The sequence below is a fragment of the Rheinheimera tilapiae genome, assembly GCF_042432165.1.
Classification (GTDB): Bacteria; Pseudomonadota; Gammaproteobacteria; order Enterobacterales; family Alteromonadaceae; genus Pararheinheimera; species Pararheinheimera tilapiae.
Window position 1 is genome coordinate 308,724 of the sequence record NZ_JBHLXP010000004.1, and the last position, 23,915, is coordinate 332,638.

Below are 23,915 nucleotides of genomic sequence, written 5' to 3' on the forward strand. Positions count from 1 at the left end.
TGTTTACTCGCGAACGATCTCAATGTGCGGTGCATGCTGACGGATAAACTGTTCGACTTGCGGCAGTTCATCTAACGGGAATAACCATAACTCGCTGCCGTTCCACGCCAGTTGTAAAAACGCGGGTCCCTTTTTGCTCTGTTTTCCAAGCACCAGCTTTTGTACAGCGCCAGGGAAGCTGAAACCTGCGATACAGATTTGGCTGTCTTTGACGCTTAAATCGGCCAGCAGGCTGCGGGCCGTCAGCTGCGGTAACACCCGGGCCCGCAGGTAATTTCCTGCAGCGACCAGTAAGGTTAACAGGTAAAAAACAATCATCAGCGGTTGCTGGCGTTCCCATTGACTGAATAGGAACGCAGCTGCTAAGAACCCGACGAGCAGAATAAACAGGCATTTACCGCTGGCGCTCAGTGAATGCCAGCCGATCAGTACTGCGGCGGGGCCTGGCGATTTTGGCTGGCCCCGCTGGTCTTTTTCCTGAGAAAAAAAGAGATTCATTGCTTACAATCCTTATAATTTTTCAATAAGTTAGCATAATTGCAATGAATGTTGCCAGATGGCATTGCCACTGTCACAGCAAAAAGAAAAGCAGGTTTTAGGCCTGCTTTTTTAACGGGAAACGTCTGAAAGTATGACGTTAGATTTTGGTCAGCCAGCCGTGTTTGTCTTCGGCTTTGCCCCACTGAATATCATTCAGCGCCTGGCGCAGACGGGCTGTGGTTGGGCCTGGCTCGCCGCTACCGACTTTGTATTCAGTCCCGCGGTGGATCAGGGTGCCAACCGGTGCCAACACTGCGGCAGTGCCGGACAGCGCTGCTTCAGTGCCTGGTTTGGCGGCACGTTCCAGCAGTTCGTCCACTGTCAGATCGCGCTCAGATACTGTCATGCCCAAATCACGCGCCAGTGTCAGGATTGAGTCGCGCGTTACGCCGTGCAGGAATGATGCATCCAGCGCTTTGGTGATAATTTCATTGCCGTCGATTAACAGGAAGTTGGCCGCGCCGGTTTCCTGGACATCGCCATGCGGGCAGAACAACACCTGATCAGCCTGATGTTTTGCTTTGGCTTGCATCGTTGGTTGCAGCGCGCTGGCATAGTTACCACCGCTTTTGATCATGCCCATGTGCGGCGCGCAGCGGGCATTGTCTTCTAACAGCAGGCGCAGCGCACGGCTGCCACCAGCGAAATAGTCACCAACCGGTGATAACAATACATACAGCATTGACGTCAGCGTTGGTGTTGCAGCTTTGCCGATCGCAGGTTCGGTACCGATATGAGTTGGGCGGATATACATTGAACCTGGTGGCGTTGGTACGTCGGCAGCGAAGTGGCGCACAGCGTCAACAATCATCTGGCTTAACAGTGCTGGTTCGAATTTAGGTAAAGATAATAATTCCGAGCTTTGCAGCATGCGGGCGACGTTTTTATCCATGCGGAAAATGGCGATAGTGCCATCTTCGTGGCGGAATGCTTTTAAGCCTTCAAAACAAGTACTTGCATAGTGCAGCACATGCGCGCCCGGATGTAGACTGATGCTGTTTGCCGGGACAATGGCCGCAGGCCCCCAGGCATTTCCATCAAATTGGGCCATTGCCATTTCAGGCATAAATACACTACCGAATGCTGCCATTTGTTCTTTCCTGCTGATGACTGAGGGCCAGATTGACTGGCTGATTTAGCTTGAGTTATTGATTCACAGAGGGTTTCACACAACGCGTTTCGCACTGAGCTCGCAGATGGAACAACATCAGCTGGCAGAGCGACACACGGAAAAACGCCGTCGAAATCGTTGTACACTTTCGCCGCATTGTAACCAGCCTGCTCGAATTCGGCATCAACTATCTGCGAGTCTAAACATCCGGAAGTGTAAACAAAGGCTTATCGCACCGACTGGGCCAGCACCGCATCAACCCGCTGCATCAAACGGGCTGCTTCGGGATGTTGGCGCGATAACGCCAGATGCACCGGTAACTGCTCTAACGGGTCAAACACCAGCATCGGATTTGCCAGCGCCATCTCGCTGGCGTGATAACAGAGGAAATAATCGTAGCGGCCACTGAGTAATAACCGGAACGCATCAGGCTGATTGCTGATGTCGTAACGTTTCACGGCAAAAGCTGCCAGTTCTGGCCGTTGCTGCAGAAATGTGAAACGGGTTTCGCTCAGCGCCAGATAAGGGTAATGCTGCAACTGGTTCAGAGATGTCATACGCTTGGTCGCGCGCAGTCGTACGACCCCAAGTTCCACCGCATACACCGGCAACCGGCTGAGGTGAAACTGTTGGGTTTGCTGACCGGATGGTGCAACAACGGCAGTAAAGTCAATGTCGTTTTCTAATGCGTTTAAGCCACGTTGCAGCGAATAAAACTGGAATTCCGGCTGAAAACCGGCGGCCGTTAAGACCTTGCGAACCTGAATGATACCAAGTCCGTCCGCTTGCCTCTGCGGATTACTGAATTCATAGGGCGGCAGATCGGAATAAAAATAGGTCACTGGTTCAGCATGGCCGGGTCCGGCCAACAGCAGAACCAGGCTGGTTTGTAGCAATAACCACCGGATGCGGGATAACAACAGCAACATCAGTCGGACTCTGACAATCAAAAGGGTATGCAAATAACCTTAGACGATGGACGCGTCGGTGCGCTGTTTTTCACCATATCGCACGGATCCGGCGCAGCAACAACTGCATGCGCTGCAGTCACATTGCCTGACCGGCTATGGCGCTGCAGGTCAAGTATCAGCGCTTTGAGAATAAGGCCAGCGAATAATCCAGTAATTGCAGATCACCGACTTCGCCATGGCCTGGTACTACGACAAGTGCTTGCGGATATTGGGCTTTAAGCCGTTGCAGGCTGGCCGGCCAGGCGGCAACGTCGGCGTCGGCAATATTGCCAAGTCCTGGATAACGTGGTGCTTTCACAAAACAACCGCCGTGTAACAGCTGATACTGCGGTAGCCACAACACGATGTTGTCGGCCGTGTGGCCCGGGCCCGGATAAAACCATTGCACGGGGCCGTCCTGATAAACCTCGCCCGGCGCTAAATCAGTCACCACCTGCAGCGGTGCGATTTGCTCTTCTGCGCCAATAGCGCCGGTTTGTGTGGTGACCTGCAGTGGAATGCCCCGTTCTGTCAGCGCGACGACACCGCCGGTCCGGTCATCATGGGCGTGGGTTGCGATGGCTTTGCGCACCGGTTTTTTCAGTACCACATCAATCCAGTGCAATAAATCGCGTGTTGGGTAAAAGCCCCAGGCGGTATCCAGTAACCAGACACCGTCTGGCGTCTCGAGGATCAGACCATTGGCGGTAAACACTGCGCCGTTACTGAGCTTCTGTTCCGTGCGGTGTAGCCACAACCCAGCGGCCAGTTGCTGCACCTGCAGTTGCGGCGACAGCTGGCGGACCGGATAAGGCGACGGCAGTTTCAGTGTCGGAGCGGCATGCGCCAGATTGGTGCTCATCAGCATCAGTGTGACAAGTAGCAAAGCGCGTGTTTTCATCAGTTGTGCCCCGATTGTATCGTCTTTGGCTTCAATCATTGGATTATGCAGACTTTAGCCAATTTCTGTCACTGTCATCGTGATATTTGTCCCTATTTATGCGAATTTTATCAAATTTTTATCACTATAAAAGGTACGAGGCCGACTAGATTGTCAGTGCCTGAACTGATCTCAGGTTTCTTTTTCAAGGAGATTGATTATGGAACAACAATCATTGGTATGGTCGTTACCGGTACAAAACGTCAATGCCAGCCGCAGTACCATTCAGGGTTTGCAGGACTATAAAAACCGCTTCTGGGCTATTGGTCTGAATGGTGACACCTTACAGCCGGACGGCTTTCTGAAGTTCTTTAATGACCGCAGCCTGCCTTTTGCATATTTTGTGCGCAGTCAAGGCTTGTCTATCGGCACTGATGCTGCTTATGACAGCAATATCAGCACCTTACAGTCATACATCCAACAACAGATCAATGCAGAAGCCGATTTGGTCAATGCGATCATTGGTCAGCTGAAGGACTATCAGGCGCGGAATTGGGCGATTGGCTTAAATGGCGATACGCTGCAACCCGATGGTTTCGTCAGCTTCTTTGGTCAACGTCAGCTGCCATTTGATTTTTATGTCCGCAGCCAGGGCGTTTCATTGGGTGAACCGAGCGCCTACAATCATAACATCCTGACGTTGCAGCAATATTTGCAACAACTGCGCTAAGCGCACCGCTCTAGGGTGACACTGCAGCAACCAGTGTTACTGCAGAATGTGAAGCCGGGTTTGTAGTCCCGGCTTTTATTTTCAAGCGGCAAAACGGTCCTGATGCCGTTGCTGGTGTTTCAGATCCAGCCGCTGTAAAAAATCTATTTCATGGCGTCGCAGCATCAACACGGCCTGCTTACAACACAAAAGGCCCTGCCACAGGCAGGGCGCTTTTAGCGCTTACAGACTTAAACCATGCCGGTACAGTTTGGCCGCCATCTGCAACATTGCCTGTTGCCAGGCCTGGGATTTAGTCTCATCGGGTGCCAGCCAATACTGACCGTCGCCGTTGAGTAACAGGACAAAACCGGTTTCAGTCGCTTTGTTGTAATACATCATGCTGCTGGCGCCAACAAACAACCCATTGTGACCCACATAGTCGCCACTGCGTTGCCAGAACCAGCCCGGAAAATCCTGGCCTGGCGCATAGGGCTGGTCCCAGCCGAGCATTTGTTGACGACGGACTTTGCTCAGGCCTGGCAACGTCTGCGCCGGAGTTTCGCTGGCGATAGCTGCCAGATAAGTCGCCAGATCCCGCGCCGAACTGTGCAGCATACCGGCGTAATAATCGGAGGAGGCATAACGCGGCAGCGGCATCAGTTCACCTTCCGGTGTCGGTAGGTACAAAGTTGCAGCGTTGCGGAAATCTTGCTCTGGCCAAAAGGTATTGTGCAGTTGCAGCGGCGTCAGGATTTCGCGTGCTGACCACTGTGCAAACGGCTCGGCGGTCAGTTGTTCCAGCGCCACGCTGGCCAGTTCCGCACCGACGTTACTGTAGCTCTCCACACCGGCGGCAGCGAAGTTTGCGCTCTGATACCAAGTGCCGCCAGATTGCAGATAACTGGCCAGGAAGCGTTGATGTGAAGGTTCCGGCGTGCCGCACTGGTTGGTGTCACGTAATTGATCGAGCAAAGAAACCCCGTCGTCCGTGCTGTAGATGGCGCAAAACAAAGTACTGTCCTGATCGATGATGCCGGATTGATGCTGAGCCAACTGCAGCCAGTTTGGGTTTAAGCTCTGGCCATCTGGCCGTTGCAGCAAAAACGGCAACGCAGGCAATGGGTTGTTGACGGCAATATTCAGTTTGCCGATGGCAGTTCCGAGCAAGGTTTTACTGATTGAGGCGACCAGTGTTGGAGTATCGGCGGTCATGGCGGTGTTGGTCTCAATATTTGCCAGACCCTCGGCAAAGGTGGCAACCACTTGGCCTTTACGCACGACGGCTGCGGCAAGGCCAGGTTGGTTAAACTGCTGGCGGAACTGGCGCATCGCATTTTGCACTTCGCTCGCCGGCGCTGAATGTGCCGCCGGTGCCTGCAACAATTGTAGCGCCCGGTCTAAGGCTGAGACACTTTGTAGCGGCAGATCAAGGCTCAGATATGGATAGGCCGGTACATCGGGTAGTACACCCTGGACTTCCAGCAATTGTCCAGTCGGGTCCTGATAGCGCTCATTACTGAGCGTCAGCGTCCAGCCATTTGGCAGCTGATGCATCAGTGCGTCGGATAACGAACCGTGCGTTGGCTCACCGACAATAGTGGCCTGCGGCAGACTTTGTAGCGCCAGCGTCATCACTTCGCCGGCACTGACGGTGGAGCCCCCGGCCAGGACCTGTAACGGTTTCAGATAAGGTGTATTCGAGGCCGGCAGTTTGATTTGGTGCTGGCTACCGCTGCGCAAGCCTTTGCTGCCGATCAGTCTGGTTTCGGCGTTAAACTGGCTGGCAATCTTGAGCGCGACGGCATCAAAACCGCCCTGATTAAAGCGCAGGTCAAGCACCAGACCTTTGGTTTGTGCCAGCCAGGGTTGCAGCTCCTGCATTGCCGCTGCCGCTGTGTTGATATCGTCGTTGGCAAATTGCAGCCAGACGCTGGGCGCGGTTGATGTCGGGTCCGGCTGGCTCAGTGCCGACAGCTGGTTCAGCCGCAGATAACCGATCCCACCTGGCAACATGCCATATTGCAGAGTGGCGCTGGCCTTTGTCTGTTGTAAGCCCGGTGCCAGTAATAGCGCATCAGTCTGCTGTTGCAGCAACTGATGATACAAATCCAGCTGACTGAACAGGCTTTCGCTGTCGCCGGCAGCACCATCGGCTTCGACCTGCGCGAACAGGCCACGCTTTGCGTAGCCTTGAATCGCCGGCAGATCCGGACTGCTCAGTACCAGATGTGCATCGCCAAACCGGGCAATGATTTCCTGATAATACTGTTGCTGCTGTTCAGCGCTGGCATTGGCAAATTTCGGCTGATAGTCGCGGTATAACTGTTCCCAGTTGAGCTGACGCTCTGCCGTGAAGGCGTAATATTGTTGGATGTCCTGCCAGAAAAATTCGAAGTTTTTTGCGCTGTCCTGCTCGCCATTCATTGGCTGCTGACAACTGGCTGGCAGTTGCGTCAGACGCTGGAATTGTCCAAACAGGCCAGGGTCCTGCGCCAGGCTAAGGTCATTGCCATCCGCGCTTAACTGCAGCTGCGGTGTCAGCGCCTGAACCTCTGCAGCCGGATGTTCGGCCTGGCGCACACAACCAAATTTGTTCAGATTAAAAATTTGCAGCCGGTTTTTCTCCAGTTGCCAGACGGTGCCATAACCGGTTTTTTGCCAGATACCCTGCACAGTAGCTTTGTTTGGGTTGATTGCCGCTCTCACGTCATCATTGCAGCCGCTCAGGCTCAGCAGCAAACAACACGCGAGTGTGGATGGATACAGTTGCCGTCTTTTCATCAGAAGTCCTCCGGTTCAGATGGCAGCAGTGTAGGGAAGGTCCTGGCGGATAACTGTCGTGGCTTTGCTGCGGATCTGTCAGCCTTTGTAAGAAAAGAGCACAAAGAGTTAAAAGGTCTGATCAGTAAAAAATTGCCGGCTGGCTGTCGAATCGGTTGGGTGGCAACCGACCAGTTGCGTCACTTTAAGCAAACGCCAGGGAGCGAACCTATGTCACAGACCAACCCGACTTTGTCTCAACTACACAATCAGATCGACCAATGGTTGCAGGCAATAAAACGCAGCGATTTTGCGGCGATCTGCAGTCATTATACGGAAGATGTGCGGGCCTTTGATGCGGTCAAGCAGCTGCAGTTTCGCCAGGCCGACTATCTTGCTCACTGGCAACAATGCCTGGAGATGTGCCCGAATCATCTCGCTTTTGACTTGAAAGATATTCAGATCCGTCACAGTGCCGACCTGGCCATCATGTATGCGTTGTTATATTGCGCCGGGGTCAATGACAAAGGCGAAGTGCAGGGCTGCTGGATGCGCGTGACGCAGGGCTGGCAGCAACAACAGGGCCAATGGCGGATATTCCACGACCATTTTTCTGCACCTTTTGATATGGTAACTGGGGCCGCGTTGTTTGATCTGCAGCCTGACGCCGCCTGAGGAACATAGCGATGAAATATTTATGTCTGGTCTACAGCGACGAAAAACTGCTGCATTCACTGCCGGAAAGCCCAAAGGATCCTGAGTGTTTTGCTTATGCCGCTTCGGTACAGCAAAGTGGCCGCATGCTGGCGGCTGAGGCGCTGCAGCCAGTGGCCAGTGCCACCACAGTGCGGGTGCGTGCCGGTAAAACCTTGTTAACCGATGGCCCTTTTGCTGAAACCAAAGAACAGTTAGCTGGTTTTTATCTGGTTGAAGCGCGGGATTTAAACGAGGCCATCATGCTTGCGGCCGGTATTCCGGCGGCGCGGGTCGGCTCAGTGGAAGTGCGGCCGGTGCGTGAGCTGGATGTCTGAAGTGGCAGCGGTCGCCACAGGTGTGAGCTAATGACTACCGCAGTAACGCCGGCAGCCATTGCTGCATTGTATCAGCAGCATTCGCGCCGGGTGCTGGCGACTTTAATCCGCTTGCTTGGCGATTTCAGTCTGGCTGAAGACGGCTTACAGGAAGCATTTGCGGCGGCCTTGCAGCAATGGCCAGAGCAAGGGCTGCCGGACAATCCGCTGAGCTGGCTGGTTTCAGCAGGCCGCTTTAAAACCATCGATAAATTGCGCAGCCAACAACGTCAATATGCGACGGCAGCAGCCTGGTTACTGGAGCAAGGCGAAGACGCTGGCCTGGTGAATGAAACTGAGCGGCCGGACGAGCCGGCGCTGCTGCAAGATGATGAGCTGCGGCTAATTTTTATCTGTTGCCACCCGGCGTTATCGCCGGAAGCACGGCTCGCGCTGACGCTGCGCGAAGTGTGTGGCCTGACGACTGAACAGATCGCCCGCGCCTTTTTGCAAAGCCCGGTCACTATTGCGCAGCGCATCGTGCGGGCTAAACAAAAGATCCGTGACGCCGCCATTCCATATGAAGTGCCGCAAGCCGCTCAGTTGCCGGAGCGGCTCGATACCGTGCTCAAAGTTATTTATCTGCTGTTTAACGAAGGCTATAGCCAAAGCAGCGGTGACAAACTGCTGTGTGCGGAACTGTCGGCGCAGGCCATCCGGCTTGCCCGGCTGTTACAACAGCTATTGCCTGATGATAGTGAAATCAAAGCGCTGCTGGCGCTGTTGTTGCTGCAGGAAAGCCGGCGTGCGGCAAGACTGGATGCCGCCGGCGATCTGGTTGTGTTGGCGGAGCAAAACCGGGCGCTGTGGGACCCGCAGCTGATTGAGGAAGGTGTCCGGCTTACCGAACAGTCATTGTCAGGGCCTCGCTTTGGTCCTTATGCGCTGCAGGCGGCCATTGCGGCACTTCACGCCGAAAGCCCGGCCGCTGCAGAGACTGACTGGGCGCAAATCGTCGCGCTGTATGATGTGTTGCTGCGGCTGGAACCTGGCCCGGTAGTCGCATTAAACCGTGCAGTCGCCATTGGCCAACGCGACGGCGCGGCCGCCGCATTGCCGTTGTTGCAGGCGCTGGAACAACAAGGCTCGCTAAGTAGTTATCATCTGCTGGATGCGGCGCTGGCAGACTGTTACCGGCAACTGCAGCAGGGAGAGCTGGCCCGGCACTATTATCAGCAGGCGCTGGCGAAAACCAGTCAGGCCGCAGAGCAACGATTTTTGCAAAAAATGCTGAAAATGTTTAATTAACGTGAATGAATCACTTCATCATCGCGGGATTCCCTGTTACTTTATTGCCATTCACCGATGGGAAATGGAGTTATCCTGATGAAGTTAAAGAAATTATTGTCTTTTGTTTGCCCCGCCGTTTTTGTGTTGTCCGCAGGCATGGCGCAGGCCGCCACACCAGCGACCACAACACCTTTTCAGCCACTGATGACCAATTCTAAGGATTGTTTTTCCGGGCAGTTCAGCAGTTATGACGGTTTCGTCAGTATGTTAAAGCGCATGTATCCAAACAACCCGAATGTCGGTGCGATGATGCATAAGTCGATACCACGTGCCGTATTTGAGCAATTTCAGCAACAGCTGCACTGCGAATTATTTGTTTATGATGTTGGTGGAGTGAAAACTAAAGGGTATTTAGTCCTGCCAAAAGCGGCGCCAGCCAAATCACTGCCGGTGCTGGTGTATAACCGCGGTGGCAATGGCAAAACCGGTTCGTTGGTTTTTATGAATGTCATGAGCCAGCTGATGTCACTGGCGGCGCAAGGTTATGTGGTGTTCGCCAGTAACTACCGCGGTGAGCATAACCAGTTGAATTTACCGCCGGAACAAATCGGTAAAGACGAATTTGGTGGCGCCGAAGTGGCCGATGTGCTGGCATTTAAATCGCTGCTGACACAGGTGCCGGCGGCGAATCCTGAACATGTCGCTATGATGGGACACAGCCGGGGTGGTATGCAGACCTGGCTGGCTGCCAAGCAATGGCCGGAACTGGATGCACTGGTGATTGTTGCCGGCGTGACCGATTCAGAGGCCTTGTTGCAATTTCGCCCTGAGATGGAAAATGTATTCAAGGCGCGTATTCCGGATTATGCCAATAACAAAACTGCCGCTTTACAGCAACGCTCCGTTAGTTTTTTCCTGCCACAAATCCGCGCTGATTTGCCGGTGATGATCGTGCATGGTGATCAAGACAAGCAGGTTGATGTCAGCAATGCGCATAAGATTGCACAGCTGCTCAGCGCACGTAAACAACCGCACGAGCTGGTGATAGTGCCAGGCGGCGACCACAGTTTGCAAAAGCAAATGCCGGAATTGCGAGAGCAGATGGACCAGTTTATCCGCCAACAGCTGCGCTAAATCAAAACGTTCTCGGCTAGCAGATTTTCGAAGCTTTTATAATGGCTTAGCCTTAAGATGGTTTTTCATCATCATGCAAAAACAGAACGGAGTTGAGTATGCGTAAAGCGGGAATAAGCAGGGTCGGGATTGTCTGCAGTGTGATGCTGAGCCTCAGCGCTTGTAGTCAGACGCCGACGCCGGTTGCAGCGCAAGCTGCTGCAACAGTACAACCGGCAGCTGCCGTCGCTGTTCCTGTTGCTGAATTCGCTATTCACACTGGTGCACAACTGCCATGGCAGACTCTGCGTACTATCGACGGTCATGACGTGAAATTGGAGCCGGGCAAACGCCAGCTGCTGGTGTTTTTTGCCACCTGGTGCCATGACTCGCAGCGCGCGATGACCCAGCTGATGGCGTCAGATCTGGTGCGTCAGCAAGACCTGCAAATCATCGGTATTGGCCGGCAAGAACAAATTCCGGCGCTACAGAAGTTTAGCAGCGACTATAAGCTGAACTTTGCGTTAGTTGCCGATCCGGACCGTGCGCTTTATGCCAAAGTCGCCAGCAAAGGGATTCCGCAATTGGTAACGGTGGCAGCGGACGGCACCATCCAACAGGTGCTGCTCGGCGAAGTGCCGGATGCTATTGCGCAGCTGCACTGGTAAAGTCACGTCTGGCCTTTTCAGTTAATCGCTCAACATCCAGTCCGCCGCAGTGCGGGCATGGATGGCGGTGGTGTCAAATAATGGCACTGCCGCATCTTCAGGTTGAACTAACAAGCCAATCTCGGTGCATCCCAGAATCACACCTTCAGCGCCGGCTGCGACTAAGTCCGCAATAATGCGCTGATAAGCAAGACGTGAATTCGCGTTGATCTGGCCAAGACAAAGTTCTTCGTAAATCACCTGATGTACCAGATCGCGCCCGGCCTGATCCGGAATCAACACGTCGATACCTTGCTCCGCCAGACGTGCTTTGTAAAAGTCCTGTTCCATCGTAAAACGGGTGCCCAATAGACCGATGCGCCGCAGGCCCTGCTGGCGGATTTGTTGCGCGGTCGCATCGGCGATATGGATGAGCGGTAAAGGCGTGGCCGCGGTGATCGCCGCTGCAACTTTGTGCATGGTATTGGTACAGAGCACCAGACCTTCAGCGCCAGCACGATGTAATGCCTGTGCAGCTTCCGCCAGCATCCGTCCGGCCTGTGGCCAGTCGCCACTGCGTTGTAAGGCTTCAATTTGTTGAAAATCAACGCTGTACATTATTATCCGCGCGCTATGCAAACCGCCGAGTCGCTGGTTTACCTGTTGATTAATCAGCCGGTAATACGGCACTGTCGATTCCCAGCTCATGCCGCCAATCAGTCCGAGGGTTTTCATCTACACACCATGATTGAGTTGAATTGGCATTATTGGTATCACAGCAAATCCACCTTGTCACAGTGCAGCTTGTAACAAGTGGTGTGCGCAGCCCCGAACACCGCCGGCTTTACGATATACTGCCGCTATTTGGCTGGAAGGTGGATTAACCATGGCGCTGACAGAACTCATCATTGAAGACCTGATCCCAGGTTCCGGCAACACAGTGAAAAAAGGTGGCGCGCTGATCAAAGCGCATTATCGCGGGTATCTGGCGGACGGCACTGAGTTTGATTCGTCGTACCGGCATAGTGCGCCGTTTGAAACTGTGCTGAGTAAAAACCGCGTGATCCAGGGCTGGGTGCAGGGATTGATTGGCATGCAAGTCGGTGGCACCCGTAAATTACAGGTACCTGCCGCGCTGGCCTACGGCGAGCGGCAAATCGGTACTATGATCCCGCCCAATTCCGACCTGACTTTTGTCATCGAACTGCTCGAAGCGCTGAACCGGGACGACTAAACCGGCTGCGCCAGGGCTTATCGTTGCTGCTCAGTTTCGGCGGTGGTCGCGGTCGCTGCAGGTGAAGCTTCGGTAGGCTCTGCCACCGTTGCAGTTTCCGTGAGCAGCTCCTCGCCACGATAGCAATAATTCACCTGAGTACCGGCAATGTGGTCATGCAGACAACGCCGGTCTTTGCGAAAAATCAGCAGCGGGTCGAGCAGTCCGGTCAGCCACTGGCCAATCACCGGCACAAAAGACATTAAGATCACCGGCAGATAACGCCACAAAACAATATGCTGCAGGTTGGCTTTTTCTCCGTTTAACATCTCAATCCGCATGCCGAACTCGGCTTTGCCGATAGTCTGGCCATACTTATGTAGTAAGTAACCATGCAACGCCAGATATACCAGAATCGCGTTGGCTGAATTGGCCAGCATTAGTGCCGGCGTCGGATTCTGAAAGGCTTCTAAGCCCATGTACCAAAAGAACGGTGCCGAAGCCAACACCTGTAATACCAAATCAATCAGCCAGCCCAAAAAGCGATCTTTCCGACTGGCGGGCTGACCGGCGAGCCGCACATTCGCAGGCGTATCGACCGATGATACTGCAGCAGCGTGCGGTTGCGCAGTTTCTGCAACATCCTGCTGTTGATCTAAAGGTATAGTGGTTTCTTCCTTGTTCACGTTACAACTCCTGATCCCGTGTTTGCGCTGAATGTATCGGGCTTTGCACAAGCTGACAATCATTTCCTGTTACAGCGCGGCAGATGCAGTGTTGCGCTGCATACGGCATACTAAGCCGCTGATTCCAAGGACATTCAACATGACTGATTTAACTCAGGGCTCTGTACCCCGGCATTTAATCAATATGGCCACGCCGATGATGATCGGCATGCTGGTGCAGGGCTTGTATTTATTTGTCGATATGTATTTTGTTGCCAGTATCGGCCCTGCAGCTGTCGCGGCAGTCGGAGCCGGTTCAGCGCTGATGTTTCTGGTATTGGCGCTGACGCAGATGCTCAGTGTCGGCACTGTCAGTCTGATTGCGCGCGCCACCGGCGCCAGCGACCACAGTTATGCGAATCAGGTATTCCGTCAGTCGATGTTATTGGCGGGTTCACTGACCGCACTGACCCTGCTGGCAGGTGTTTTATTGCAGGATTTTTACCTGCAAACAGTCAGCACGGATCCAGCAGTGCGCCAAGCTGGCGCTGAGTTTTTACAATGGTATCTGCCAGGTCTGGCGCTGGCATTTGTCTCGACCGCGATAGGCTCAGCGCTGCGGGCTGTTGGCGTAGTGAAACCAGCGATGGTGGTCCAGCTGCTGACGGTATTGCTGAATTTAATTCTGGCGCCAGTGCTGATCTCCGGCTGGGGCACAGGCTGGGCGTTAGGTGTGGCCGGTGCAGGACTGGCCAGCACACTGTCGTCTTTCGTCGGCGTGGTGCTGTTGTGGCAATACTTCCGCCGCTGTCAGCATCAGGTATTGGATACCAGTGCCGGTTGGTCACTGCAATTGCCGGTATGGCGCCGCTTGCTGGCCATCGGTTTGCCGGCAGGTGGTGAATATGCACTGATGTTTTTATTCACCGCTTTTGTCTATTGGGTGATCCGTGATCTGGGCACTGATGTGCAGGCAGCCTTTGGTATTGGCATGCGGATCATTCAGGCGGTGTCATTGCCAGTGGTTGCTTTATCTTTTGCCATACCTGCAATCGCCGGGCAAAACCTCGGAGCCGGGTTGTTGGGGCGGGTGCACCAGACGATGCGGGCGGCGCTGCTGCTCAGTGTCGGTCTGATGTTATTGATTTTTCTGTTCAGTCAGCTGGAAGCTGAAACCCTGATGCGCTGGTTCACTCAGGACGCCGCAGTCGTGCTGGCCGGCGTCGTTTTTATCAAAATTATCTCGTGGAATTATCTGACCTCGGCCGTGGTGCTGACTTGCTCTGGCATGTTTCAGGCACTCGGTAATACCTGGCCGTCGTTGCTGAGCTCTGCTGTCAGGTTAGGGTTGTTTGTCGGGCCGGTGTTGTGGCTTAGCCAACAACCGGCGTTTACGCCAACTCAGGTTTGGTGGTGTTCTGCGCTCAGTGTGCTGGTGCAGGGGGTGCTCAGTTTTAGTTTGTTGCAATGGCAGTTGAAGAAGATGCATCAGACTGCAGTTTGATGCCTGCTGATTTCGCCTGACTGATTCAGGAAACAATCTGATTACCGGGCGAGACTCGTGGTGGACTGGCGGCTGTTCTACAATCGCCGCACTTTGATAAGCACAGGCAGAGATCTGATGTCGCCGGAACAATTGCTTAGTTTTACTGCCGTGGCGCTGGTTGCCACGTTGACGCCGGGCCCAGCGGTGTTGTTTACCATGCAAAATGCGCTGACGTCCGGCAGCAAACCCGCCTTTGCCGGCGCGCTTGGCAATGCCTGTGGTCTGCTGTTGGTATCGTTGCTGGCATTTGGCGGAGTGAGCCTGCTGTTGTTGCAGTCGGCGCTGGCATTCAGTGTGTTAAAAATCTGTGGTGCTGCTTATCTACTCTACCTAGCTTGGTTGCAATGGCAGCAGGCCAAAGCCACAACAGTGGCTGCTGCGCAACGGATGCCACAACCGGCCAATACCGGCTGGTTTGGCCGTGGTGTCGGAGTGGCACTGACCAATCCAAAAGCCTGGTTATTTATCAGTGCATTGTTTCCGCAATTTATCGATGTGACTGCACCCGCCGCCCCGCAGTTTGCTGCCTTATCGCTGATTTTTGTCAGTTGTTCGGTGCTGGCACATTCGCTGTGGCTCAGTCTGGTGCGCTGGGGAGTAGGCACCACACCAAAACCGCAAGTGCGGCGGCAGCTCGGGCAAGCGCAGGCGCTGTTGTTGGCATTGGTGGGGCTGAGTTTGTGCTGGACCCCTTTGCCTGTTTAATCAATTACATGTTTAGCCTTGGCCCCCGCACGGTATCCTGAAAAGTTGCGGGGGCTTTTTTATGCGCTGCCATCCATGGCGCTTACCTTTCAGGCCAACGCGATGCGTTGTTAAAAACCGCTCCCGGCGGTTTTTTATGCGCTGCCATCCATGGCGCTTACCTTTCAGGCCAACGCGATGCGTTGTTAAAAACCGCTCCCGGCGGTTTTTTATGCGCTGCCATCCATGGCGCTTACCTTTCAGGCCAACGCTGTGCGTTGTTAAAAACCGCTCCCGGCGGTTTTTTATGCGCTGCCATCCATGGCGCTTACCTTTCAGGCCAACGCTGTGCGTTGTTAAAAACCGCTCCCGGCGGTTTTTTATGCGCTGCCATCCATGGCGCTTACCTTTCAGGCCAACGCGATGCGTTGTTAAAAACCGCTCCCGGCGGTTTTTTATGCGCTGCCATCCATGGCGCTTACCTTTCAGGCCAACGCGATGCGTTGTTAAAAACCGCTCCCGGCGGTTTTTTATGCGCTGCCATCCATGGCGCTTACCTTTCAGGCCAACGCGATGCGTTGTTAAAAACCGCTCCCGGCGGTTTTTTATGCGCTGCCATCCATGGTACTCACCTTCCGGCCAACGCTGTGCGTTGTTAAAAACCGCTCCCGGCGGTTTGGTTATGTTCAGGAATGCAGATGGCTGCCATCCCAATCTGGGGGCGGCGGCTCGTGGTTAAAAACGCTGATGCGTTGCAGGTACAAGTTGATAAGAGGTGCCAGATCCAGTGACGGATAACTGTCCTGAGGCCGGCAAATCTGCGGGTGAAGATCCTGTAACAGCAGTTGCGCAGCGCTAAAATCCCGGTGGAAGTAAGCATCCAGTGCTTGTTGCAGCAACTGGCACTGACTGCGCTGTGCGGGTGCCAGATCTGGCTCGAGTGGCAGATAAATCCGGATCGGGATCCGTTTGCCTTTTACCCGGACTTTATCAACCAGCAGATAATCAAACTCAGGCGCTTCAGCCTTGGTAAATTCACTGACCAGCAGCGGTACGCCATAAAATTTGGTCAACCCTTCCAGGCGGGAACCCAGATTAACCGCATCACCGATCACGGTGTAACTGCGGCGAAAATCGGAACCCATATCACCGACATTCATTTCACCACTATTTATACCGATGCCAATCCGCGCCACAGGTTGGCCGGCGGCCTGAAAACTACGGTTCAGCGCTTCCAGTGCTTTTAGCATGGCAAAAGCCGCCGTCAGCGCTTTGCGGGCATGTGCCTGTTCGGCCAGTGGTGCCCCCCAAAATGCCATCACCATATCACCGACATATTTATCGATGGTGCCGTCATGCTGCTGAATAGCACGGGTCAGCGCGTTGAAGTATTGATTCAGCCAGAGTTTTAGCTGCTGCGCTGACATCTGCTCGGAAATCGTGGTAAAGCCGCGAATGTCACAAAACAGCACTGTTAACTGCTTTTTCTCCCCGGCCAGACTGACAGAGGCTGGATCGGCAAGCAGGCGCTGAATATGGGCCGGTGGCAGATACTGATCAAACACGGCATTGATTTGTTTGCGTCGTCTGGTCTCACTGACAAAGCCGTAACTGATGAAATAGACCGACAGCAAGCTGACTAACAGCAATGGCGACAACAACGGCAAGTCCAACATCTGCGTGCGCCATAACCACAGGTTCAGACTGATCGACAACAGCAGTAAGGACAATGTAGTCGCTGCGCTACCGAGTGGGCCCAGTTTTGGAAATAGCCAAAGGCACAACAGGCCGGCTAGCAGCAATTGCAGCAATGTTGCGCCGGCCCACCAGTCCGGCCGGTACGGCAAGGTTTGTGGCGCCATCAAACCATCAAATACTGTGGCGTGGATCTCAACACCGGGAAAGTTCAGTGCGGTCGGGGTCGCCTGCAGATCAGCCAGACCAGTCGCCGAAGTGCCGACAAACACCACCGCCTGATCAAAACGTTGATCTTTGATCCGACCTGCCAATACATCGGCGGCAGAAGTGTAGGGATAATGCCGGGCGCCGCCACGGTACGGGATGAGGATCCGGCCTTGTTGGTCGGTACGGACCAGGCTGCTGCCGATTTGCACGCCTTGTAAATAGGCCCCGCCATTGTGCTGCAGCCAGCGTGGCTGCACCTGATCCAGCAGGCTGTATACCCGGAATGCTTCGAGGGCCAATGACGGATACAACTGTTGATCCAACTGATGCAACAGAGCTACCCGGCGGACAAAACCGTCGGCGTCTTCTTCGGCATTGATAAAACCCTGACCGCGTACTGCAGCGGCCAAAGGCGCAATCGGTGCTGCGAAACCGCTAAATGGTTCAAACGCTGTCGCGCCGACAGGACGTTGCTGCGCAACGCTAAACATCGCCGGACTGAGCTGCCCGGTGCGAAGGTTGCCGTGGCGGTGCAGTAGGTTGGCCAGAACGACTTCGGTGGTACGCAAGGTGTTAGCAAAGCGCGCATCGGGGTCGAGTTGACTGGCATGTTCGAGCAGATCCTGGCGTTGTGCATCGGGCAAGGTGGTTTGCCGGGTCCAGCTTTGCAGCGCGAGCAGTGCAGCATTGGCTTGCGGCTCAGAAAACAGCACGTCATACACCACCAGTACCGCGCCGGCTTTGGCCAGGGCGTCGCTCAGCTTGACAAAATGCTGGCGATCCCAAGGCATCCGGCCGATTTCGTGCAGGCTGGCTTCATCAAGATCGACAATCTGAATGTTACTGACACTGCGCGGCCAGGGCGGCAGATACTGCACTTTGGCATCGTACAGCAGACCTTCAAGCCGCTGCAGACTGCGTGCAAGACCGGATGGTGCTGACCATTGCAACAGCAACACCCCGGCAAAGATAAATAGCGGAATGGATTGCCTGACCAGCCATCTGGTGAGCTGAAGTCTGGTCATCGCCTGCCTTTATTGCACATTAATCACCACTGTATTTTGGCTGATACCGCCAAAAGCGCCGCTCAGCTGATAAGTGAAACTATCCTGTCCGCTGAACCCGCCATTCGGTGTATAGCTGAAACTGCCGTCGGGTCGCAGGATCACACTACCATTGGCCGGGCCGCTCAGCAGTGCAACTGTCAGCGTTGGCACCACGCCCTGATTGGCGAATCCCAATTCATGAACTTCGCCATTGGTGGATGCGAGCCAAAGCCTTGCGCCATCAGCACTGATCGCCAACCCGCTGATGCTGCTAATTCCAGCCGGTAACTGCAACAATCGCAATAGCTTACCTGTGCGGTCAAATTCAGCCATGGCTGACTGAATACTGCTGACCAGTAGAATATTGCCGTTATTAGGGTTGATGTGCAGATCGCCGAAGCTGACGCCGTAAGAATGTTGTGCAGTGAGCAGATTAAAACTACTCAGTACCTGACCCGTGATCGGATCGATTTGCGCCACCACATTGCCGACGCCGGCCGCCGGCACATTGTCCTGCAACAACCATAAAGTGCGGCTCACCGGATTATAAGCACCGCCGACGACATGGCTGGCGCCAAACGAGGTATCAAGCCGAGCCAGCAGGGCACCTGTGGCCGGGTTGACCGCATAAATCTCAGTTGCATTGGTTTCACCATTAAAAATCAGCAGGCTGCCCTGCGGAATTTGGCTGTCTTTGAGCACAAAGGCTTGCGCTGTGATATCCAGATCGACGTCATTCGCGGGTTCGCCCTGCATGGGCAGGCTGCCCTGGCTCACACCCAGCCGGTCGATCAGTTGAACCGCAGCCGCAAAAGCCGGATATAGATATAAATCCTGCTGATACTCATTGATCGACAGTCCGACCAGCGAACCTAATCCAGGGTTCAGGCTGTGCCGGATCGCTAATTGATTGCCCTGACGCAACGCTTTAGCTTCGAGGTCGTTCGTCAGTACACCGGGCGCAGCGACGTTCAGGGTTTGCCCTGCGGTGGCAACATACTGATCCGCATTGGCTGTTGGCGGCACAGGTCCGGGATTGTCCAGCGCCGAACCCGGGATGGTAAATGACAATCGGTCCAGTGGCGCCTGGATTTGCGCACCAGCCACCCGGCCAACCTGGCCGATACTGCAGGGCAATCCAGCCGGTAAGCCGCTACAGCTGGCAGAAGCCTGAATAAAAGCACCAAAATTTAATGAATCGTTAAATGGTGTCGCAGGGTAAACGCCACTGAATTTGCCGCCGCTGTCTGGAAACAAGCTCAGCTCAAAACGCGCCTGGCCCGTCGCAATAAATTGCAGGCTGTTGCTGTTGGCACTGACCGATCTCGCCAGCACCGGAGTCGCCGCCACACCCGGATACGACATCACAAAGGTATAATTACCTTGCTGGCCCGGCACGTGGCCACTTTGGGCGGCTTCGACATAACGCCCCTGCATCGAACAGCGGGTATCGACCAGTTGAATACAGTCGCCGATGCGGTACAGGCCGGTACCAATCTGACTGCCGGCTGGATCTTCACCCTGACCGATATACAGGAACTCGCCGGTCATGTTAAGCGAATTGCCGGTGATATTCGTGATGGCCAGATTGACCTGCAATGAGACAGTAGCTTGCGCCGTCGCGCCTTTTCCGTCAGTGATCTGATAGGTAAAACTGTCAGTGCCGGTGAAATTCTGGTTCGGCACATAACTGAAACTGCCATTTGCTGCCAATGTCAGAGTGCCGGACTGCGGCGGTGTCAGTGGGGTGGTATTCACCGTCAGAGCGTCATTGTCCGGATCGGTGTCGTTACTCAGCACACCTTGTGCAGCAGACACCTGCAAGGTTTGATTACTGGTCGCGCTGTAACTGTCGGCCACAGCCACGGGGGGATTATTTGGTGCCGCTGTTACCACAATGCTGACTGTGGCCTGGGCGCTGCCACCTTTACCATCGCTCACCTGATAGACAAAATTGTCGGTGCCATTGAAGTTCTGATTCGGCACATAACGGAAACTGCCGTCAGTCGCCAAGGTCAGGGTGCCAGATTGTGGCGCTGTCAGTGGCGTAGGATTGGCGCGTAGTGCGTCATTGTCCGGATCCGTGTCATTGGCGAGTAGTCCCTTTGCTGCGTCAACTTGCAAAGCTACATTGGCAATAGTGCGGTAGTTGTCTGCGACGGCCTGCGGTGGCTGGTTTGGCGCTTGTGGTGTCGGGATCAGTATTTCGCCAGCGAGGATCGACTCACCACTACCTTTGATTGCTGTGACCAGCAAGTAATAAGCTTTAGCAGGGTTCAGGCCGGAGAACTTTTCTGCCGGGTCTTTGACAGCCAGTCGGGCCTGACCATCCGGCAATTGCCGGTAGTTACTGCGGTTGACACCGGAGACACTCGCCAGATAAAGGTTGTAGCGCAGAACCCCTGGTGCCGGATCCCAGCTGATATTCAGTGTGACACCATCAGCACTGCGTTGCGCTTTCAGATTGCTAACGCCCGGCGGCTGCCAGTTGACACTGACGCTGGCGACCGCGTTGCTGTTGCCGCCGCTATCAGTAACCCATAGTTGTAGTTGTAATAAGCCGGGACTTACGCCAAATGTAGCTGGATCGACATTGCCAAGCGTCACGCTGAAGTCATTGCCCGCGCAGGGGCGGACTGCCGAACAAAGTTCGAGCTGGTGCGGGTTTTGATTATTACGGATAAATACTCTGGCAAGACCGTCGGTGTCTTGCGCCTGTACCGATACCAGCAGCGCGCCGGCGATGGCACTGGCAGGCTTTGGCTGAATAAAGCGGCCACTGCTGTCGGCGGCTTGCGCAGAGGCCGCGAATAGCAAGGTACCCCAAAGTATCTGGCAGATCACACGATGGATGGTCAGCATAGTGCGTCTCCTCAGGGCTGTTCGGTCAGCACAAAACCGCCATCGAGCCGTATTGTTGGATTCTCGAGTTCATACAAACTCAGATTACCCAGCACGGCGCTGGCATTATTAATCAACAGGCCGCTGATACTGCCATCAGCCAGCTGATTGCCGTGACTGGCGGCATGAATACTGAGATCCAGTGACTGGCTGCCAAAAACGCCGCTGAACACCGCAAACCATTCGCCGCCTGCATCGGTAAAAGACAATTGGCCGGCCGGCACCCAGGCACTATCGAAATCAACTTGCATCGACATGCTGAGATCGGTCATAGGACCTGCGCTGCTGATGAAACTGTGACTGCTCAGGTGGTCGAAGCTCACAGTGCCACTGCGGCTGATGCTGTCCATTGGTTGCACGCCCCAGCCGGCGGTGACCTGCTCATTGTTATAAAAATCCCGGCCGCTGGCATCAGCTGCCAATATCCCGGAGCCAGACCACGGCTTGCTGTTATCAGCACGGTCAGGCGGCGATGCAAATTGACCTGCATATTCGGGTTCGCCGGCCAGTGTCAGAGTTTGTCCAACGGCGAATAATGCGGGGGCACGGATGAGAAATTCCACCGTCCCATCGGCTCGTACTATGGCAAACCGGAAGGGCTCAGTGGGTCCTAAAGAAAAACGCTGGTTTGCACCCGGTACCGTGACATTGATATCAATAATGCCGTCCCAGCCTGCCAGATACAGATCGCCCTGCTCCAGTCTGGCTTCATAATGTGTACCGCGTACGCCAATACTGGCCACCGGAGTATTCAGCTCGTACGATTGTCCGGTTTTAGGTAGGGTTCCGGTAATAGTGCGCAGGCCACCTTTTAGCAGCTCCATCGTCACGGTACTGCTGGCATTGCCCGGATCGACCTGATAATTGTTGATCGCTAATGTGGTGTCCGCCTGCATCGATAGTAGTGCACCATCGGTCATTCGTAACTGACTGCTGCTGTCAGTACCGGTACTGACCACGTCAATTGGATATACCGGCGACAGCCGTTGCAACGGCCTGATTTGCAAGTCAGCTTTGGCGTCGACCCGACCGCGGGCCATGATGGTTTTGCCGGCAGGTTCTGCTGTGGTCACCTGTTCTTCGGCGCGAGCAGTGCTGGTAACCCCCAGTAATGTAGTGATGAACAGAATCAAGATGGTGTTTTGGGCATATCCGCTGGACCTAGAACGCATAACGGACTCCTATGCCGCCGCGGCTGCGACGGTATTGGTAGATAGCTATATTACTGTCATTACGCAGATGGCTGATATTGGCCAGCAGGCGCCACTGCTTATTAAATGTGTAGCTCAGTTCCAGCTCTGCTTTGTAGTAACTGTCGTCGCGTAACTCTGCAAACAGAGGGTGCGGTTCGTCATAAGCGCCACTGAGATAATCCAGCGATAGATTGCTGAGCCATTGGTCGCTCAGCATTTGTTGCCAGCGATAACCTAATCCGAGATAGTCGCGACTGTTGAAGTCCGTGCGGCGCGTGTCACTGTTGTCCATGCCCCAGCGCAAGTGAAATTTATGCTCAGCATTGCCACTGCGAGTGGTGAGCCAGCTTTCGGCCAGCAGGTGTGTTTTATCCAGTGCGAGCAGGGTTGTATAGCTCTGCCGGGCATAGGTCAGATCGAGACCTAACTCAGTCGTCGCGCTGATCGGTCTGCTGATGGTCGTTTTGATTCCCTGATAATCCAGATAACTGTCACCGTCCAGTCGGATCGGCCGGTAAAACAGCTCTGCCAGCAGGCGGTAACCTTGCCAGCGGGTTTGATAGCCGGCGACTGCACTAGCGTAGGTTCGTGAAAACACATCGTCTTCACTATATGTACCATGTAGCAGGGCTGCTGACAGATAGAATGCAGAATGTTGGTCACGCGGCAGGATCCAGTTCAGCTGTGCCTGCAATTCGTTAAAGCTGCTGCTGTGTTCGCGGCTTTGCTCAAACAGTCGGACCTGACCGAGTAAAGGGATCAACACAAACTCGTCGTCGACACCACTATTAGGGTTAGAGTCATTACCGGCACTTATTTGTAGCCAATTTTGCCAATAGCCTTGTGACGGATCTTGCTGTGAATTGATTCGTTGCAGATAGTTACGCACCAGACGGCTCGCATCTTCCGGTAAGGCAGTTTTGTCTAGTTGCTGGAGCTCACGTTGTGCTGCGGGTAAATTGCCGAGTTCGAAATAGCTGACTGCCAGTGCGAGGCGGATGTCCAGTGATTGTGGATCGGATTGCAAAGCCCGCTCCAGTGCAAACACCGCCTGATGCAAATGACCGGTGCCGCGTGCAGCCAAAGCATATAGATAGTCGAACCGGGGTTCACCTTCCTGCGACGTTAACAGTTCAGTCGCCTGCAGCCAGGCGGCTCGATAATCCTGTTGCTTCAGTAACGCTTCCAGTTTAGCCAGCGATTCCGGTGCACTTGCCCGAGCCATCGCGGGAAGTAACATCAATAACGCGAACCAACAAACCACCCGGTGCTGCAGATGCGTGAGTGTCATTATGAGTGCTTTTGCAAAAAGCTGAGGGGTTCTCGAAGTCTAGACATTAACTTTCAGATGGGAAAACTAAGCGCGGATATTTTTCCGGCTGCCCAGAGATCCATAAAGATCCTGTCGGATCTGGCATTAATTGCTCAGGATCGTACAGTAAAACAGCAAAAAACGCGGTTTCGGTGAAAAAACCATCAAACGATCATCATTCTGTCAAAAAGATCTTGTGATCGATTCTGATCTCTCTATAATGCGCTCCATCGACAGCGACGACGGATTCGGAAACGAAGAAGTCAAACGCCAAAGATTCTGAAAGTGGTTGATTAACAACGACTTTCGCCGTTAAGTAAAACGGCAGCTCTTTAACAATTAGCAATCAATCATCTGTGTGGGCACTCGTTGAAGATGTATCGCATGATACGAATAAAATCTTCAGTTGAGTGACTATATAGTCAATTTATTTAGTC

At 54.1% G+C, this 23,915-nt stretch carries 21 protein-coding genes; 10 read left to right on the top strand and 11 right to left on the bottom strand.

Annotated elements, in window-relative coordinates:
- Positions 1 to 3: 3 nt before the first annotated feature.
- The 4 genes from ACFFJP_RS16225 to bla all read right to left on the bottom strand — a co-directional run bounded on the left by ACFFJP_RS16225 (position 4) and on the right by bla (position 3,502).
- On the bottom strand, positions 4 to 498 hold the full coding sequence (locus tag ACFFJP_RS16225) for a hypothetical protein (RefSeq protein WP_377246477.1): 495 nt from the start codon (positions 496 to 498) through the stop codon (positions 4 to 6).
- 139 nt (positions 499 to 637) lie between these two features.
- Entirely contained in the window at positions 638 to 1,630 is a 993-nt protein-coding gene (locus ACFFJP_RS16230) for a branched-chain amino acid aminotransferase (protein ID WP_377246480.1), read from the bottom strand.
- A gap of 248 nt (positions 1,631 to 1,878) precedes the next feature.
- Positions 1,879 to 2,580 carry a substrate-binding periplasmic protein gene (locus tag ACFFJP_RS16235; protein WP_377246483.1) on the bottom strand — a complete coding sequence of 234 codons (702 nt, stop codon included), beginning with the start codon at positions 2,578 to 2,580 and terminating at the stop codon, positions 1,879 to 1,881.
- Between the two features lie 157 nt (positions 2,581 to 2,737).
- A complete protein-coding gene (gene bla / locus ACFFJP_RS16240; RefSeq protein ID WP_377246486.1) occupies positions 2,738 to 3,502 on the bottom strand; it encodes a subclass B1 metallo-beta-lactamase in 765 nt (254 codons plus the stop codon).
- Positions 3,503 to 3,701: 199 nt separating this feature from the next.
- Between bla and ACFFJP_RS16245 the strand changes: the two genes are divergently transcribed.
- Positions 3,702 to 4,211, top strand: a complete 510-nt coding sequence (locus tag ACFFJP_RS16245) for a hypothetical protein (RefSeq protein WP_377246489.1) — start codon at positions 3,702 to 3,704, stop codon at positions 4,209 to 4,211.
- A 222-nt stretch (positions 4,212 to 4,433) separates the two neighbouring features.
- Here ACFFJP_RS16245 and ACFFJP_RS16250 read toward each other — a convergent pair whose 3' ends face one another.
- Entirely contained in the window at positions 4,434 to 6,974 is a 2,541-nt protein-coding gene (locus ACFFJP_RS16250; RefSeq protein WP_377246492.1) for a serine hydrolase, read from the bottom strand.
- A gap of 210 nt (positions 6,975 to 7,184) precedes the next feature.
- Between ACFFJP_RS16250 and ACFFJP_RS16255 the strand changes: the two genes are divergently transcribed.
- From ACFFJP_RS16255 to ACFFJP_RS16275, 5 genes are all read left to right on the top strand, one after another.
- The gene (locus ACFFJP_RS16255; protein WP_377246496.1) at positions 7,185 to 7,628 is read left to right on the top strand and encodes a YybH family protein; all 444 of its coding nucleotides are present in this window, start codon (positions 7,185 to 7,187) and stop codon (positions 7,626 to 7,628) included.
- Between the two features lie 11 nt (positions 7,629 to 7,639).
- Positions 7,640 to 7,984, top strand: coding sequence for a YciI family protein (locus tag ACFFJP_RS16260; RefSeq protein WP_377246500.1), 345 nt, complete (start codon positions 7,640 to 7,642; stop codon positions 7,982 to 7,984).
- A 30-nt stretch (positions 7,985 to 8,014) separates the two neighbouring features.
- Positions 8,015 to 9,271, top strand: coding sequence for an RNA polymerase sigma factor (locus tag ACFFJP_RS16265; protein ID WP_377246503.1), 1,257 nt, complete (start codon positions 8,015 to 8,017; stop codon positions 9,269 to 9,271).
- A 78-nt stretch (positions 9,272 to 9,349) separates the two neighbouring features.
- Complete coding sequence (locus ACFFJP_RS16270; protein WP_377246505.1) at positions 9,350 to 10,387, top strand: alpha/beta hydrolase family protein; 1,038 nt, start codon at positions 9,350 to 9,352, stop codon at positions 10,385 to 10,387.
- A gap of 98 nt (positions 10,388 to 10,485) precedes the next feature.
- Positions 10,486 to 11,034 (top strand): TlpA family protein disulfide reductase, encoded by a 549-nt coding sequence (locus tag ACFFJP_RS16275; protein ID WP_377246508.1) that lies wholly within the window; start codon positions 10,486 to 10,488, stop codon positions 11,032 to 11,034.
- 21 nt (positions 11,035 to 11,055) lie between these two features.
- Here ACFFJP_RS16275 and ACFFJP_RS16280 read toward each other — a convergent pair whose 3' ends face one another.
- Positions 11,056 to 11,748, bottom strand: a complete 693-nt coding sequence (locus ACFFJP_RS16280) for an aspartate/glutamate racemase family protein (protein ID WP_377246511.1) — start codon at positions 11,746 to 11,748, stop codon at positions 11,056 to 11,058.
- Between the two features lie 151 nt (positions 11,749 to 11,899).
- On the opposite strand from ACFFJP_RS16280, the gene ACFFJP_RS16285 reads away from it, so the two are divergent.
- Entirely contained in the window at positions 11,900 to 12,247 is a 348-nt protein-coding gene (locus ACFFJP_RS16285) for an FKBP-type peptidyl-prolyl cis-trans isomerase (protein ID WP_377246514.1), read from the top strand.
- Positions 12,248 to 12,264: 17 nt separating this feature from the next.
- Here the strand turns inward: ACFFJP_RS16285 and ACFFJP_RS16290 are convergent, their stop codons facing one another.
- Positions 12,265 to 12,912: an RDD family protein gene (locus ACFFJP_RS16290; RefSeq protein ID WP_377246517.1), complete on the bottom strand. Its 648-nt coding sequence runs from the start codon at positions 12,910 to 12,912 to the stop codon at positions 12,265 to 12,267.
- Between the two features lie 139 nt (positions 12,913 to 13,051).
- Between ACFFJP_RS16290 and ACFFJP_RS16295 the strand changes: the two genes are divergently transcribed.
- The 3 genes from ACFFJP_RS16295 (at position 13,052) to ACFFJP_RS16305 (ending at position 15,780) form a co-directional block, all read left to right on the top strand.
- Positions 13,052 to 14,395: an MATE family efflux transporter gene (locus ACFFJP_RS16295; protein ID WP_377246520.1), complete on the top strand. Its 1,344-nt coding sequence runs from the start codon at positions 13,052 to 13,054 to the stop codon at positions 14,393 to 14,395.
- A 117-nt stretch (positions 14,396 to 14,512) separates the two neighbouring features.
- A complete protein-coding gene (locus ACFFJP_RS16300; protein WP_377246523.1) occupies positions 14,513 to 15,142 on the top strand; it encodes a LysE family translocator in 630 nt (209 codons plus the stop codon).
- A gap of 107 nt (positions 15,143 to 15,249) precedes the next feature.
- Positions 15,250 to 15,780, top strand: a complete 531-nt coding sequence (locus tag ACFFJP_RS16305) for a hypothetical protein (RefSeq protein WP_377246526.1) — start codon at positions 15,250 to 15,252, stop codon at positions 15,778 to 15,780.
- Between the two features lie 27 nt (positions 15,781 to 15,807).
- Here ACFFJP_RS16305 and ACFFJP_RS16310 read toward each other — a convergent pair whose 3' ends face one another.
- Genes ACFFJP_RS16310 through ACFFJP_RS16325 form a run of 4 tightly spaced genes read right to left on the bottom strand, consistent with a single transcriptional unit; the run spans position 15,808 to position 23,457 of the window.
- On the bottom strand, positions 15,808 to 18,051 hold the full coding sequence (locus ACFFJP_RS16310; protein WP_377246529.1) for a CHASE2 domain-containing protein: 2,244 nt from the start codon (positions 18,049 to 18,051) through the stop codon (positions 15,808 to 15,810).
- A 9-nt stretch (positions 18,052 to 18,060) separates the two neighbouring features.
- Positions 18,061 to 20,934 (bottom strand): cadherin-like domain-containing protein, encoded by a 2,874-nt coding sequence (locus ACFFJP_RS16315; RefSeq protein ID WP_377246532.1) that lies wholly within the window; start codon positions 20,932 to 20,934, stop codon positions 18,061 to 18,063.
- 11 nt (positions 20,935 to 20,945) lie between these two features.
- On the bottom strand, positions 20,946 to 22,145 hold the full coding sequence (locus ACFFJP_RS16320) for a FecR family protein (RefSeq protein ID WP_377246535.1): 1,200 nt from the start codon (positions 22,143 to 22,145) through the stop codon (positions 20,946 to 20,948).
- Positions 22,135 to 23,457 (bottom strand): tetratricopeptide repeat protein, encoded by a 1,323-nt coding sequence (locus ACFFJP_RS16325; protein ID WP_377246538.1) that lies wholly within the window; start codon positions 23,455 to 23,457, stop codon positions 22,135 to 22,137. Before ACFFJP_RS16325 ends, ACFFJP_RS16320 begins: the two co-directional genes overlap by 11 nt.
- Positions 23,458 to 23,915 lie beyond the last annotated feature (458 nt).